Source organism: Kribbella pittospori, from assembly GCF_004331465.1.
In the GTDB taxonomy this organism is placed as follows: Bacteria; Actinomycetota; Actinomycetes; order Propionibacteriales; family Kribbellaceae; genus Kribbella; species Kribbella pittospori.
Genome location: NZ_SJKB01000033.1, coordinates 1 through 13957, shown reverse-complemented (window position 1 = coordinate 13957; position 13957 = coordinate 1). Strand labels below are relative to the sequence as shown.

Here is a 13957-nt window from a genome sequence, read left to right as displayed (position 1 = left end):
GCGTCAAACCACGCCGGCCGCGCGCAGCGCAGCGAGTTGCTCCGGACTGACCCCGATCTCGGCGAGCACCTCGTCGGTGTTCGCGCCGTGCGGCCGGCCTGCCCAGCGGATCGATCCCGGCGATTCGGACAGCCGGAACAGCACGTTCTGCATCTGCACCGGTCCGCCGAGTTCGTCGTCGTCCACGGCGACGATCGTGTTCAGCGCGGCGTACTGCGGGTCGGTCATGATGCCGCGGATGTCGTGCACCGGACCGACGGCGGCCTCGGCCTTCTCGAACTCCGCCATCACCTCGTCCAGCGGCCGCTCGGCGATCCACGACCCGACGGCGTCGTCCAGTTCGTCGGCGTGCTGCGCCCGCTCGCGCCCGGTGGCGAACCACGGCTGCGCCACGAGGTCCGCACGACCGACCAGCGTCACCACCCGCTCGGCGATGCTCTGCGAGCTGGTCGACACGGCAACCCAGCGTCCGTCCGCGGTCTTGTACACATTGCGCGGAGCGTTGTTCGACGACCGGTTCCCAAGCCGCGGCTGGACGTACCCGGTCTGCTGGTACGCCGTGATCCCGCCACCGAGCATCATCAGGATCGGCTCGATGATCGCCATGTCGATCACCTGACCGGCCCCGGACCGATCCCGCTCGCGCAGCGCGACCATCACGGCGTACGCCGTGGCCAGAGCGGTGATGCCGTCCGCCAGCCCGAACGGCGGCAGCGTCGGCGGCCCGTCCGGCTCACCCGTGACGGCCGCGAACCCGCTCATCGCCTCGGCCAGCGACCCGAACCCGGGCCGGTTGGACCACGGCCCGACCTGGCCGAACGCAGTCACCCTGGCGATGACCAGCCGCGGATTCGCCGCCAGCAACACGTCGGGACCGAGTCCCCACCGCTCCAGCGTGCCCGGCCGGAAGTTCTCGACCAGGACGTCCTGCGTGCGCACCAGGTCGAGGAAGACGTCACGACCGCGGGACAGGTCGAGTGTCGCGATCCGCTTGTTCCGCCCCAGAGTCTTGAACCACAGTCCGACGCCATCCTTCGACGCGCCGTGCGTCCGGGCGGCATCGGGCCGCGCCGGGTGCTCGATCTTGGTGACGTCGGCCCCGAAGTCACCCAGGAACGTCGCTGCGAGCGGTCCCGCGAACAGCGTCGCCGCCTCGAGCACCTTCACGCCGTCAAGTGGCGCTGCTCTCATCCCGCACACCTGAATCCGATGGTCTCGGAGCGATCGAGACCACCACCGGTCAGCACCAACTTGAAGCTCACGTCCGGCTCCTGCGGACCGCCGTCGGCGTACCAGTCGGAGCCCTCGGCCGCATAGTGCGAACCGCCCTTGAGGATGCAGAACCGGCTGCGTCCGTCCCGGTGCTCGCTCTCGGTCAGGTTCCACACCAGGGGCTCGGCGCGGGTGAACCCGTCCAGCCCGGCGGCGACCTGCCACTCGTCCTCGGTCGGCAACCGCCCACCACGCCAGGCCGCATACGCCCGCGCGTCCGGCAGGTCGACGTACGTCACCGGCTGGTCCTCGGTCCCCGGAGCCGGCGCGCCGTCGACCCAGTGCGCGAGGAAACGGTTCGGCACCAGCGGCCGATACCTGGTCGTGGCGAGGAACTCGGCGTACTGCGCGTTGGTCACCTCGGTGATCGCCACCGACACACCGGTGAGCGAAACCTCGCGCGTCTCCGTCCGCATGTCGTGCAGGCGTGGCGGCAGCGGCTTCCACTCCTCCACGTACGGCGCTTGGTCGTACAACCCGGTCTCGCGTCGCCGGTGCCGCACCTTCAGCACCTGCTCCCCCGCCGGTACGTCGACCACCGGGCCGAGCGACGCGGCACCGGAAACCTCGGGAACGGGAAGCCGGCGGGCCGGCGCCATCGGGAACGCGGAGTCCTTCAGATGCGGACGCGGCATCGTGCCCAGCTTGCGAGCGGTCGTCCGGCAGGACGAGCCGGCGGTCGCGCCCACCCGGATGATCCCGGCGACGCCACGACCCGGCACGACCAGGTGGACACCGTCGTCGTCCGAGGTGATCGGCACGCCGGAGGTCACGTCGTACCAGTCGCCGACCTGGTCCTCCGAGCGCAGCACGATGCCGTCGAAGTCCTCCTCGTCGCGGTTGATCAGCGTCCAGAAGGTGATGTCGGCCAGGTCGAACCGCGAACCGTAGACGCCGTGCGTGCGCGCCTTGTCCGGGATCTCCGGGGTCAACTGGATCCAGTCGCCGTTCAGCAGCACCGGCGCGAACGCCCGCTGCGCCGCGACCATCCGCCGCAGCGTGGCGCGGTCGCGCGCGTTCCAGCCGACCCACGCGGAGAACACGGACTCCCAGACCAGCATGCCGACGCCGTTGATCCACGCGGACTGCAACTCGTCACTGTGGTCGCGGTTCCACCGGCGGGTGTGGTGCATCATGTGCCGGCGCTCGAACAGGTGCGCACGCAGGATGCCGGGCGCGTGAGTGTCGGCGAACCACTGCGCCCAGGACAGCGCGTGGTCGCCGATCCTTGCCATCGGCAACCGTGACTCGCCCTCGAGTGCGATCGCCGGATTCGCCTTGCGCAGCGCGCGAGTGAAGGCCGGGTCGCCTTCCTTCAACGTGTCCAGGAAGACGCCGTCGACGTCGTACTCCGTGACCAGCGCCGCGAACTCCTCGGCGTCCGAACGGGCCGCGCGGCGGGTGCCGACGTCCCACGGGTTGTAGTCGAAGAACACCTTCAGCCCGAGCCGGTGCAGGTCGTCGATCAGCTGCCGAAGACCGGGCGCGTCCCGGTAGAAGTCGAACTGGTTGCGCGAGTCGATCCCGATCACCGGATAGGCGTGCCAGAGCACGACCGCGTCGTACCCACCGAAGTCGGCGACACCGTGCTGGACGAACTTCTCCGGCGTGAACCTGCCGGTCTCGACGTCGTACAACTGGTCGTCCCAGAGCCAGACCAGCGCCACCGAGTACGCCGTCTGGGTCCACTCGCGACCGGGGACCTCGTAGTGGGAGCCGTCGTACGGCGTCCGGTCGTAGGCACCGATCAGCCACTCGGCCAGCTTGGCGCGCCACCGCGGCAGGTCGGCCGGGTCCTCCGGGGCGCCGAGGATCTTGGCGTCGTCGAGGAACGACAGGTCGGCCCGAAGCCCCAGATCCACCCGGGCGGGTAGATCGATGGGCCGCGGCTCGAGCGGATTCACAGGTATACCTCCGCGTAGCGCGCGTCGATTGCATCCCCGTGAGGCACCGAGGGAATCGCCCCCGCCGCCTGAACACTCAATGACGCTGCCACCGTAGCGCGTCGGACCGCATTCGTCAGGTCGCTCGACGTGATCGCGTCGGTATCTGACACGGCAGACAATGCTGCCGCCAGCACGCCACAGAATGTGTCCCCCGCAGCCGTGGTGTCGACCACGTCGACCGGCAGGCCGGGAACCGCGATCTCGTCGTCGCCGCGAGTCAGAATCACCGCGCCAGCGGCACCGAGCGTGACGACGGCGGCCGGCACCTTCTTCAGCAGCGCGGACCGGTCCGTGCCGGCGATCGCCTCGGCCTCGGTCTCGTTGACCACCAGCAGGTCGACCTCGGCGAGCAACTCGTCCGGGAGCTCGGCCGCCGGCGCCGCGTTCAGGATGAAGTAAGAGCTCGCCGCCGCCGCGTCCTGGACGGTCGGAAACGGGATCTCCAGCTGGGCCAGAACGACCTTCGCTGCCCGGACCGCAGCGGCCGCGGCCTCGGACAACGTCAGCTCGCCGTTCGCACCGGGGGCGACCACGATCGAGTTCTCACCACTCTCGTCAACCGTGATGATCGCCGTACCGGTCGGGGCGGAGGTCGCCGAGACCAGCGAGAGGTCGACGCCCGAGCTGCCGAGGGCGTCGCGCATCAGTGCACCACCGTCGTCGTCACCGAGCGAAGCGACCATCGCCGTCCGTGCACCCGCCCGCGCGGACGCGACAGCCTGGTTGGCGCCCTTGCCGCCCGGACCGCGGGTCATCACCCCCGCAAGCACAGTCTCGCCGGGGCGCGGGATCCGCTGGACCGGCAGCACCAGATCCACGTTCGCGCTGCCTACGACGACAACTTCAGGGACAACTTCTGGGACAACCTCAGACTCCACCCCGGGCCACCTCCACAGTCCTCAGTGCCAGCTCGCCGATCGCGACCTGGTTCATCCCCGGCAGGCTCGTGGCCACCCGGTTGTCCAGTGGTGTGGACCACTCTGCCGGAACCCCACGCACAGCACCAAACACAGCACCCACCGTCGCCCCGGCCGAGTCGGTGTCCCACCCGCCCATCACCGAGTGGCCGATCGCGGTGGCGAAATCCGGAGCGGTCAGCGCGTACGCCGTCAGCGCGCTGTTGTTCACCGCGTGCACCCAGTGCAGGTCGCCGTACTCCGCATGCAGGGCGTCGAGCGCGTCGTCCAACGGACGCTCCGCGAGATCCAGCCCGAAGCGGACTGCTCGCGCGATCGCCCCGTCCGCAGCTATCACGTCGAGTCCGGCGAGGGCCACTTCACTCGGCGAGTCCATCACCAGAGCGGCGGCGGACATTGCCGCGACCCAGAGTGCGCCGTCGACACCTGCGCCGGTGTGACTCAGGCGGGCATCGACCAGCGCGACTCGGGCGGCCGCGGTGCGGTCGCCCGGATGGGCCCAGCCGTACGCGTCGGTCCGGATCTGAGCACCGATCCACTCCCGGAACGGATTGCCGACCAAGGCTGCTCTGGACGGCTCCACACCTTCCAGAAGGTTGCGGTAAGCAACACGCTCGGCGGTGAACACCCGACCGGCCGGAAGGTCGTTCAGCCACGCCTGCGCCACGTCCTCAGTGGTCAGCCCGGAGCCGTGCCGCTCCAGCAGTTGCAGCGCCAGGATGGCGAAGTTGAGGTCGTCGTCCTCCGGCATCCCGTCGATGACCTCGCGCAGGCTGGTCGGCTTCGACCGCTTGTTCCACGGCCACCGCTTCTGCACCTCGTCCGGTACGCCGACCGCAGTGATGTACTGCGACAACGGCCACTGACCCGACGACTGCAAGATCTCCCGGATGCCCTCGCGCGGGATCTTCTCGACCGGTTTGCCGAGCAGGTTCCCGGCGGCTCGTCCGAGCCAGGCGTTCAGAGTCCGCTTCTCGAGGTCGACCGGTTGCCCCAGCGACGGCAGGTCGGGGATCGCCGGCTCGTGCCACTCCTCCGCGCGTGCGTCCAGCTCCGCGAGCAGTTCCCGCGCGAGCGTCCGCAGTTCAGGAGGGGCTGGCTCATCCGATGCACCCGACGCCGGCGCGTCCGTCGTACCGCCGGCTGCTAGCCAGCGCGATTCGACGTCGGCGACGTCGACACCCTCGGATCGCGATTGGACCAGTTGGTGCGGCAGCAGATCCTCCGGCTGCACCCAGGTCAGTCTCATCGGGCTTCTTCCTTCCCCTGTTGCATCACGCGAAACGTGTGCCTGGAACGTTGTGTCACCGCGGACAGATACTCCGTCCCATGCCCACCCGCCGCAGCTTTCTCTCCGCGACCGGCGCCGCCGCCGCTCTTGCCCTCACCGGCACCCTCCCTGGACTTGATGCAGTAGGAATACCGCACCGCACCGACAAACGCCCGCTGTTCACTCTCGGCGTCGCCTCGGGTGATCCGCTGCCCGACGCCGTGGTCATCTGGACCCGCCTCGCGCCCGGTCCGCTCGAGCCGTTCGGTGGGATGGACGACCGCACGGTGAACGTCGAGTGGGAGGTCTCCGAGGACGAGCACTTCAGCCGCGTCGTACGCCGGGGCACGGCCCACGCTCGCCCGGAGTACGCCCACACCGTGCACGTCGACGTCCGCGGTCTGCGCTCGTGGCGGCACTACTTCTACCGCTTCCGCGCGAACGGTCAGGTCAGCCCGGTCGGCCGCACCCGGACCGCGCCGGCGCCGGCCGACCAGCCCGCGGTGTCGATCGCGGTCGCGTCCTGCCAGGCCTACTACGACGGCTTCTACACGGCGTACCAGGACGTCGTACGCCGGGACCACGACGTCGTGCTGTTCCTCGGCGACTACATCTACGAGGTCGGCGTCGGGCCGACGGCCGGCGTTCGCAACCAGCCGGTCCCGGTCGACTTCGCCGGCGAGATCTTCACGCTGGACGAGTACCGGGCGCGGTACGCGCTGCACAAGACCGACCCCGACCTGCAGGCCGCGCACGCTGCCGCGCCGTGGATCGTCACGCTCGACGACCACGAGGTCGAGGGGAACTGGGCGGGGTACATCTCCGAGGACGGCATCCCGTACGACGACTTCGTCGTACGTCGGGCCAACGGCTTCCGGGCGTACTGGGAACACATGCCGTTGCGCCTGGACCAGTCCCCCGACGGTCCGTCGATCCGGCTGCACCGGCACCTCCGCTACGGCCGCACCGCCGGCCTCAGCGTGCTCGACACGCGGCAGTTCCGCGACGACCAGACCAGCACCGGCGGCTGGCTGCCGCCCGATGAGGTGTCGCAGGACCCGGCCCGCACCATCACCGGCGACGCGCAGGAACGCTGGCTGCTCGACACCCTGCACCGCTCCAGCAGCCGCTGGAACGTCGTCGCCCAGCAGGTCGCGATGGCCCAACTCGACCGCAAGACCGGACCCGACCTCGAGCTCCCGATGGACACCTGGAACGGGTACGTCGGCTCGCGCGACCGGGTGCTGTCCGGCGTCCGCGATCGCCACGTGCGCAACTTCGTCGTACTCACCGGTGACCTGCACCGCGCCGTCGCGTCCGACCTGCGGGTCAACTTCGCCGACCCGTCGACGCCGGCCGTCGGCACCGAGTTCGTCACCACGTCGATCTCGTCCGGCAAGGACGGTGTCGACTCGGACGCCACCGGCAAGGCGCTGCTCGCCGAGAATCCGCACGTGAAGTTCCAGAGCGTCCAGCGCGGCTACCTCAGCTGCCGCCTCGACAGCTCCCAGTGGACGTCGGAGTACCGCGTCGTCGACCGGGTCGTCACCCCCGGTGGTACGGCGTCCACCCGCGCCACCCTGGTCGTCGAGGACGGCCGTCCCGGAACCCACCTGGTCTGAACGGATCCGCATATGAAACGCGCACGCACCGCTCTGCTCGCCGTCCCGCTCGCCCTCCTGGTCCCGACCGTCGCAGTTGCCAGCAGCAACAACCAGGTCGAGATCAGCGCCACCCCGCAGCCGGTCGAGGTCGTCCCGCTGCCCTGCTTCCCGTCCGGCAAGCTGACCCTTGGTATGACCAACACCGGCCGCAAGCCCACCGTCGCCGACATGCGCATCACCGGCGATTCCTCGTTGACACTGTCCCGGCACCAGTTCTCGAGCTATCTGCCCGTCGACCAACTGGTGAAGGCTCCGCTCGAGATCACAGTGCCGCGCGGCACGGCTCCGGCGACGCACAACGTTGACCTCAGTGTCGGCCGCGAACACCTGTCCGTGCCCGTCACGATCAAGCCCGTCCCCGCGCGCGACAACCTGCTGCTCGGTGAGCAGGCCGTCGCGTCCTCCACCAACGGCGACATGAAGCTGTGTGGCGGAGTCGACGGCAACACCGACTCCGCGCAGTGGGGCGCCAGCGGCTGGCACGACGCCACCAAGGGAGTCTTCCCCGACACGTACGGCGTCGACTTCGTCCAGCCGACCACGGTCAGCCGCATCGTCGTACAGACCCTCGACTCGGCCAAGTACCCGGCGGCTGTGATGGGGATCCGCGACTTCGACGTCCAGGTCCGCACCGGCAGCACCTGGACGACCGTCGGCGAGTTCCGCGACAACGTGCAGGGTCTTCTCACCGTGACCTTCGCCCCGGTGGCGGTCGACGCCGTCCAACTCGTCATCCACGACTCCAACGACCACGGCTACTCCCGGATCATCGAACTCGAGGCCTACGGCAACTGACATTCAGACCAGGGCATCCAATGCAGCCGACCGCCGGGCCCACCGCTCGGCGTCGGCCGCACGGATGTCCGCCGCCACCGCGGCCATCACCCGGCCCGGCTGCTCGAGGTCGATCTTGCTCGCCGCGGCGATGTCCGCCGCCCAGTCCGCCGGTACGCCGCTCAGTCCGCTGAGTGCACCCGTGATCGCACCGGCCATCGACGCGATCGAGTCCGCGTCCCGGCCGTAGTTCGTGCCGCCGAGGACTGCCCGGCGTACATCTCCCTCGGAGACGAGCACGAAGCCGAGGGCCACCGGCAACTCCTCGATCGCCTTCGTCCGGCTCGGCCGCCGGGCGTCCAGAGACTGGTCGCGGTAGTCCGGACCGACCGTGTCAAAGGGCTCGATCGCCTTACGCAGAACGGGAATCGCCTGCTCCCAGTCCGTCAGGCCGTCCGCGGCCGCAGCCACTGCCTCGACGGCCCCTCGAGTGCCGTCCTTAGCCAGCGCCATCGCCGCTTCCACCGCCGACGCGGCCGTCGCGCCGGGTGTCATCGCCGCGGCGACGGCGGCCGCGAACACGCCGGCCGCCTCCCGCCCGTAGCTCGACTGGTGCGCACCCGCGAGATCGATCGCCTCTGCGTACGCCCCCTCGGGATCACCTGCGTTGGCGATCCCGACCGGCGCCATGTACATCGCCGCACCGCAGTTGACGATGTTGCCGACGCCGGCCTCGCGCGGATCCACGTGGCCGTAGTGCAACCGGGCGACCAGCCACTTCTCGGCCAGGAAGACCCGCTGGAGCAGCAACGCGTCGGCCTCCAGCTCAGGCACCCAGCGCGTCCCCGTCAGCATCTTCGGCACCAGCGACTCGGCGATCGCGTACGCGTCCAGGTGCGTCCGGCGTTCGTCGTACACCTCGACCAGCGCGTGCGTCATCAAGGTGTCGTCGGTGATGTGCCCGTCGCCCTTGTGGTACGGCGCGATCGGACGGGCGGTCCGCCATTCGTCGTACCACGGACCGACGATGCCGGTCACCCAGCCGCCGTGCCGCTCCCGGATCGCCTCCGGGGTCCATCCCTCGACGGCTCCACCGATCGCGTCACCGACCGCGGAGCCGACGAGGGCACCCGTAGATTTCTGTTCCAGCAAGGACATCACTGGTTGACCTGACCCCATCCGTCATTCAGTTTCTTGCCCAGCGTCGCCAGGTCGGTCTTGTTCGCCAGGAACTCCTGCAGCGCCGGCGTCGCGATCTGGTCCTTCCACTTCGGGTAGTTCTCCACGCTCTGGAACGGCGCCTTGGTCAGCTCGGCGCCACTGGCCAGCGTCTGCTGCCAGCCGTCCTTGCCGCCGGTCGTCTTCAGGATCGCGTCCCGGGCCGCCTGCGTGGTCGGGATCAGCCAGTCACCCTGACCGACCGCGGCCAGGTTCTCGGCCTTCATGAAGTAGTCGATGAACTTCGCCGACTGCTCGATGTGCTTGCCCTCGGCCGGCGCCGACAGCGTCTGCGGGTTCGCGGCCTGCTTGGTGCTGGTGCCCTTCAGCGGCGGCAGCACCTCCCACTGGAAGCCCTTCGGCGCCTGCTCGACCATCTGCTGGGCGGTGTAGTTGCCCGCGACAACCATCGCGTACTTGCCGGCGAAGAAGCCCGGCAGCACATCGGAACCGCTCTGGGTCAGCGAGGTCGGGTCGATCGACTTGTCCGTGTAGGCCATCGCGTTGATCCGCTTCGGGACCTCGAGCTCGGGGTCGCCGATCTTCGCCTTGGCGTCCCGGCCGGAGCCCTCGAAGAACTGCGCGTCGAAGTTCATGCCGAGGTTCAGCACGGTCGCGGTCGGGCTCTTCAGGCCCCAGCCCAGGCCGTACTTGCCGCCTGCCGTCAGCTTCTTCGCGTCGGCGGCCAGGTCGTCCCAGCTGAGCGAGTCACCGGTCGCGGTGATCCCGGCCTGCTTGAGCAGCGCGGCGTTGCCGAACACGACGTACGACTGGAGCAGCGTCGGCGCGGCGAACGTCTTGCCGTCGCTGGAGACGGTGTCCCAGACCCCCTGCGGTACGGCGTCCTTGGTCTCCTGGCTCAGGTACGGCGACAGGTCGGCCAGGAACCCCTGGTTCGCGAAACCGGTGATGTCGGCGGATTCGTCGTGGATGATGTCCGGCGCGGTCCCGCCCTGGAACTGGGTGACCAACTGGTCGTGCACCGAGTCCCAGCTGCCCTGGACGTACTCGACCTGGATGTTCGGGTTCGCGGCGTTCCAGTCCGCGACGATCTTCTTGGTCGCAGCGACGGTCGTCTTCTGGAAGGCGAGACTCTGGAACTTCAGCGTCACTTTCTCGTTGGACGACCCAGATCCGCCGTCGTCGCTGTTGCTCCCACAGGCCGCGAGCGCCACCAGAGCACCCGCCGCGAGCAACGCGGTCATGACCTTCTTCATTGCATCTCCTAACCCTTGACTGCGCCGCTCAACAAACCGGAAGTCAGCCGGCGTTGGAGGAAGGCGAAAAAGATGAGACTGGGGACCGTGGCGAGCACGGACGCTGCTGCCAGTGGGCCGAACTGGACCTGACCTTCGGCGCCGACGAAGCGCGCGAGGACCAGCGGCAGTGTCTTGAGCTCCGGGTCCTGCAGCAGGACCAGAGCGAAGAAGAACTCGTTCCACGCCGAGATGAACGTGAACATCGCGGTCGCGATCAACCCGGGCCGCAGCAGCGGCATCACGATCGACACGATCGTCCGCAACCTGGACGCCCCGTCGACCGAGGCCGCTTCCTCGAGCTCGCGCGGTACGGCGGCGACGTACCCCTGCAGCATCCACAACGCGAACGGCAGCGACCAGACCATGTAGACGATCACCACGCCCGGGATCGTGTTGGTCAGGTGCAGCGGCCGCAGGATCATGAACAGCGGGATCACGATCAGGATCACCGGGAACACCTGGCTGACCAGGATCCAGCCGTTCGTCACCGGCCGCAGCCGGGTGCGGAACCGGGCCAGCGCGTACGCCACCGGCAGCGACACGATCAGCACCAGGATCGTGGTGGCGATCGAGATCTGCAGGCTGTTGCCGAGGCCCCGGACCAGGCCTTGCTCGTTCATCGCGTCGCTGTAGTTGGAGAAGTCGAGGTGCTCGGGCAGCAGGCTCGGCGTGATGCTGGCGAACTCGCGCGGCGACTTCAGCGAGCTCGAGATCAGCCACAACAGCGGGAAGCCGAGGAACACCAGGTAGCAGACGACAGCGACGTACTGCAGAAACCGGGCGGCCGGACGTGTTCTCATGCCTCGCTCCTCAGCCGGTTCCGCAGGTAGAAGGCGAGGAACACGATGATGATGACCACCATCACGTCACCCATCGCCGCGGCCATCCCGAAGTTCCCGTACCGGAACGCCTCGTTGTAGGCGAACAGCATCGGCAGCATGGTCTTGCCGCCCGGACCGCCGGCGGTCAGCACGTAGACCAGGCCGAACGAGTTGAAGTTCCAGATCATGTCCAGGCTGGTGATCGCGACGATCACGGTGCGCAGCTGCGGCAGCGTGATGTTCCAGAACTGGCTCCATGCGCTCGCGCCGTCGACCGCGGCCGCCTCGTACAGCGACCGGTCGATGCCTTGGAGGCCGGCAAGCAATGTGATCGTCGTCATCGGCATGCCGACCCAGATCCCGACCACGATCACGGCCGGCAGCGCCGTACTGAAGTCGCCGAGGAAGTTGATCGGGTGGTCGGTCAGGTGCAGCTTCTGCAGGATCTCGTTGACCGGGCCATTGGTCGGGTGCAGCAACAGGCGCCACATGATCGCGACCACCACCGGTGGCATCGCCCAGGGAATCAGCGCGATGGTGCGGGCCACGCCGCGGAATCGGATGGTCGTGTTCAGCAGCAGCGCGAGGCCGAGTGCGGCGACGAACTGGAGGATCGTCACCGACAAGGTCCAGATGATTCCGATCCGGAACGAGTCCCAGAACAGGCCGTTGTGCAGCAGCTTGGAGAAGTTCTCGAAGCCGATGAAACTCGTGTCGACGTTCAGCCCGGCGCGCGCGTCGGTGAAGCCGAGCGCGATGCCGCGGATCAGCGGGTAGACGCTGAGCAGCAACACCGGCAGCAGCGCCGGCAGGAACAGGAAGATCGCCTCCCGGTTCTGCTTCGGCTTCCCGGTCTTGCGCACCGGAGTCGGCGCCGGCGCGGTCACGGTCGCGGTCATGGGGTGGACCTCCGCACACTCAACGACGGCTGTACGACGATCCGCCGCGGCCTCCGGTCGTTGTCCTCGATCCTTGCCAACAGCAACTCAGCCGCTCGCCGCCCCCGCTCCGCCGACCCCAGATTCACACTCGTCAACGGCGGAAACGACTGCTCCGCCAGCTCACTGTCGTCCATCCCCACCACGGCCACGTCCCCCGGCACCCGCAAGCCCGCCGCCGCCAACTCATGCATAAGCCCCACCGCAAGCAGATCATTAGCCGCAATCACCGCATCAAACGGAGCCGCTGAGACCCTCCCCCGCACGTCGCCGGAGCCCGCCGACCCCACCCCGCCAACACCCCCACCGCCGCCCTCAGGACGGGAGGTGATGGACGTTGATGCCGTCGCACCGCCACCGTCCGGACCGCGCGAGTCGGTTGACTCCAGACCCGCAACACCAGTGCGACCCAGCCCCGCGGCACCACCCTCCGGCCCACCCGCGTCGGTTGACTCCAGACCCGCAACGACGGTGCCGTCCAACGCGCCGGTGCCGCCCTCCGGACGGAAGGGGGTGGGAGTCGGGCTGGCAACACCGCGCCGCCGCTGGGACTGGCTGGAAGCCAGCCCGGCGGCGGCCAACAGGTCGGGGGCGGCGGCGCGGCCGGCGGCGAAGGTGAAGTCCGTGGCTTCTGCTACAGCAACGGGCTCGAGATCATGCTTGCGGAGAGCGTCTGCGAAGCCCTTGGCTCGGGCTGTGCCGGGGACCGTGTCGGCTGGGCCGTTCAGGAAGGCGATGCGGCGGCGGCCTCGGGCGACCAGGTGGTCGACGGCGAGCAGCATGCCTTTGGGGGAATTCGCCCGTACCGTGTCGACCCCGGCCTTGGCGGGGACGTTACCGGCGACGACCACCGGGACCTCGCACTCGCGGATCGACTTGACCAGGTCCTCGTCGACCCGGATCGGGCTGATCAACAGCCCATCGGCGTACCCGCGCGCCATCCCCCGCACCAGCGCGACCTCGTCCACGACATCAGCCCCGGTCGTGGTCACCACCAACCGATACCCGGCCGCGGACACAACCTCCTCGACCGCGCGCATCATCGTCACATAGACCGGGTTGCCGACGTCCGCGACCGCCAGGGTCAGCTGGAACGTCCGCCCCACCTTCAGCGACCGCGCGCGGGAGTCAGGCACATACCCCAACTGCTCGACGGCACGCTGCACCCGCTCGGCCATCTCCTCGGTGGCCGGCAGACCGTTCAGCACGCGCGACACCGACGCCACCGAGACGCCGGCCGCCTGGGCCACCGCAGCGATCGTCGGACGGCTCACGCCCGCCTCCTGTAATCGTTCTTGTAATCGTTTACAAGCCCGACACTAGGTCGCCGAAAGCCCTCGGTCAAGTAGTCAGGCAGCCGCGGCTCAGGTACTCGGCCAGCTCAGGTACTCAGGTGGCCGGTGGTCAGGTACTCGGCTAGCTACGGGCCGCCGACGCGGCAGGAGTGGACGGCGCGAACCACTCGTTCCCCGGACCGGCCGCCTGGGCCTGTGTCACCGTCGTACCCACAAGTGCCATCACGGCCAGCGCGATGACTCCGATCGGCCTGCTCCAGTTCATGATCATCCTCACTCGTACGCCGAGTCCACCACCCCCAGCCGTGACTGTAAACACCGCCGGCTCGGCAAGGGAAGAGCAGAAACCGTTAAGATCCAGGGCTGCGGGCCCGACTGGTAGCCGAGGGCATCCGATCACTTGCCCACCGCAACCACGCGGCGCCGAGGCCGGACCGTGACCCAACCCTGGTTCGACTTTGTGCACCAGATCCGTACGGCACGGCGGGCGGTTTCAACCAGTTGTTGCACGCAGCGCCTCGTCGAGGGCTTGGGCTGGAGTCTTCCATCCCAGGGTCTGTCGTGGGCGGGTGTTCAGCCGGTG

At 68.7% G+C, this 13957-nt stretch carries 12 protein-coding genes; 2 read left to right on the top strand and 10 right to left on the bottom strand.

Features of this window, described 5'->3' with window-relative positions; genetic code table 11:
• Positions 1-3: 3 nt before the first annotated feature.
• Genes E0H73_RS43940 through E0H73_RS43925 form a run of 4 tightly spaced genes read right to left on the bottom strand, consistent with a single transcriptional unit; the run spans position 4 to position 5384 of the window.
• A complete protein-coding gene (locus E0H73_RS43940; protein ID WP_131367016.1) occupies positions 4-1191 on the bottom strand; it encodes a CaiB/BaiF CoA transferase family protein in 1188 nt (395 codons plus the stop codon).
• Complete coding sequence (locus tag E0H73_RS43935) at positions 1188-3176, bottom strand: SUMF1/EgtB/PvdO family nonheme iron enzyme (RefSeq protein WP_131367014.1); 1989 nt, start codon at positions 3174-3176, stop codon at positions 1188-1190. The genes E0H73_RS43940 and E0H73_RS43935 overlap by 4 nt, the downstream gene beginning before the upstream one ends.
• On the bottom strand, positions 3173-4096 hold the full coding sequence (locus E0H73_RS43930; RefSeq protein ID WP_131367012.1) for a ribokinase: 924 nt from the start codon (positions 4094-4096) through the stop codon (positions 3173-3175). The genes E0H73_RS43935 and E0H73_RS43930 overlap by 4 nt, the downstream gene beginning before the upstream one ends.
• The gene (locus tag E0H73_RS43925) at positions 4086-5384 is read right to left on the bottom strand and encodes an ADP-ribosylglycohydrolase family protein (RefSeq protein WP_131367010.1); all 1299 of its coding nucleotides are present in this window, start codon (positions 5382-5384) and stop codon (positions 4086-4088) included. The genes E0H73_RS43930 and E0H73_RS43925 overlap by 11 nt, the downstream gene beginning before the upstream one ends.
• Positions 5385-5464: 80 nt before the next feature.
• On the opposite strand from E0H73_RS43925, the gene E0H73_RS43920 reads away from it, so the two are divergent.
• The gene (locus E0H73_RS43920) at positions 5465-7027 is read left to right on the top strand and encodes an alkaline phosphatase D family protein (protein ID WP_131367008.1); all 1563 of its coding nucleotides are present in this window, start codon (positions 5465-5467) and stop codon (positions 7025-7027) included.
• Positions 7028-7039: 12 nt separating this feature from the next.
• Positions 7040-7864, top strand: a complete 825-nt coding sequence (locus tag E0H73_RS43915) for a galactose-binding domain-containing protein (RefSeq protein WP_131367007.1) — start codon at positions 7040-7042, stop codon at positions 7862-7864.
• Between the two features lie 3 nt (positions 7865-7867).
• Here the strand turns inward: E0H73_RS43915 and E0H73_RS43910 are convergent, their stop codons facing one another.
• The 6 genes from E0H73_RS43910 to E0H73_RS46365 all read right to left on the bottom strand — a co-directional run bounded on the left by E0H73_RS43910 (position 7868) and on the right by E0H73_RS46365 (position 13639).
• Positions 7868-9001, bottom strand: coding sequence for an ADP-ribosylglycohydrolase family protein (locus E0H73_RS43910; protein WP_131367005.1), 1134 nt, complete (start codon positions 8999-9001; stop codon positions 7868-7870).
• Positions 9001-10278, bottom strand: a complete 1278-nt coding sequence (locus E0H73_RS43905; protein ID WP_131367003.1) for an ABC transporter substrate-binding protein — start codon at positions 10276-10278, stop codon at positions 9001-9003. The genes E0H73_RS43910 and E0H73_RS43905 overlap by 1 nt, the downstream gene beginning before the upstream one ends.
• A gap of 8 nt (positions 10279-10286) precedes the next feature.
• Positions 10287-11120, bottom strand: a complete 834-nt coding sequence (locus E0H73_RS43900) for a carbohydrate ABC transporter permease (RefSeq protein WP_131367001.1) — start codon at positions 11118-11120, stop codon at positions 10287-10289.
• Positions 11117-12040: a carbohydrate ABC transporter permease gene (locus E0H73_RS43895; protein ID WP_131366998.1), complete on the bottom strand. Its 924-nt coding sequence runs from the start codon at positions 12038-12040 to the stop codon at positions 11117-11119. The genes E0H73_RS43900 and E0H73_RS43895 overlap by 4 nt, the downstream gene beginning before the upstream one ends.
• The gene (locus E0H73_RS43890) at positions 12037-13353 is read right to left on the bottom strand and encodes a LacI family DNA-binding transcriptional regulator (RefSeq protein WP_131366996.1); all 1317 of its coding nucleotides are present in this window, start codon (positions 13351-13353) and stop codon (positions 12037-12039) included. Before E0H73_RS43890 ends, E0H73_RS43895 begins: the two co-directional genes overlap by 4 nt.
• Before the next feature lie 142 nt (positions 13354-13495).
• A complete protein-coding gene (locus E0H73_RS46365; RefSeq protein ID WP_165556148.1) occupies positions 13496-13639 on the bottom strand; it encodes a hypothetical protein in 144 nt (47 codons plus the stop codon).
• Between the last annotated feature and the right edge of the window lie 318 nt (positions 13640-13957).

Bases quoted from the DNA above. Each gene is read 5' to 3' on its own strand.
- E0H73_RS43940 (WP_131367016.1), bottom strand. From the start codon at position 1,191: ATGAGAGCAGCGCCACTTGACGGCGTGAAGGTGCTCGAGGCGGCGACG.
- E0H73_RS43925 (WP_131367010.1), bottom strand. From the start codon at position 5,384: ATGAGACTGACCTGGGTGCAGCCGGAGGATCTGCTGCCGCACCAACTG.
- E0H73_RS43920 (WP_131367008.1), top strand. From the start codon at position 5,465: ATGCCCACCCGCCGCAGCTTTCTCTCCGCGACCGGCGCCGCCGCCGCT.
- E0H73_RS43915 (WP_131367007.1), top strand. From the start codon at position 7,040: ATGAAACGCGCACGCACCGCTCTGCTCGCCGTCCCGCTCGCCCTCCTG.
- E0H73_RS43910 (WP_131367005.1), bottom strand. From the start codon at position 9,001: ATGTCCTTGCTGGAACAGAAATCTACGGGTGCCCTCGTCGGCTCCGCG.
- E0H73_RS43905 (WP_131367003.1), bottom strand. From the start codon at position 10,278: ATGAAGAAGGTCATGACCGCGTTGCTCGCGGCGGGTGCTCTGGTGGCG.
- E0H73_RS43900 (WP_131367001.1), bottom strand. From the start codon at position 11,120: ATGAGAACACGTCCGGCCGCCCGGTTTCTGCAGTACGTCGCTGTCGTC.
- E0H73_RS43895 (WP_131366998.1), bottom strand. From the start codon at position 12,040: ATGACCGCGACCGTGACCGCGCCGGCGCCGACTCCGGTGCGCAAGACC.
- E0H73_RS46365 (WP_165556148.1), bottom strand. From the start codon at position 13,639: ATGAACTGGAGCAGGCCGATCGGAGTCATCGCGCTGGCCGTGATGGCA.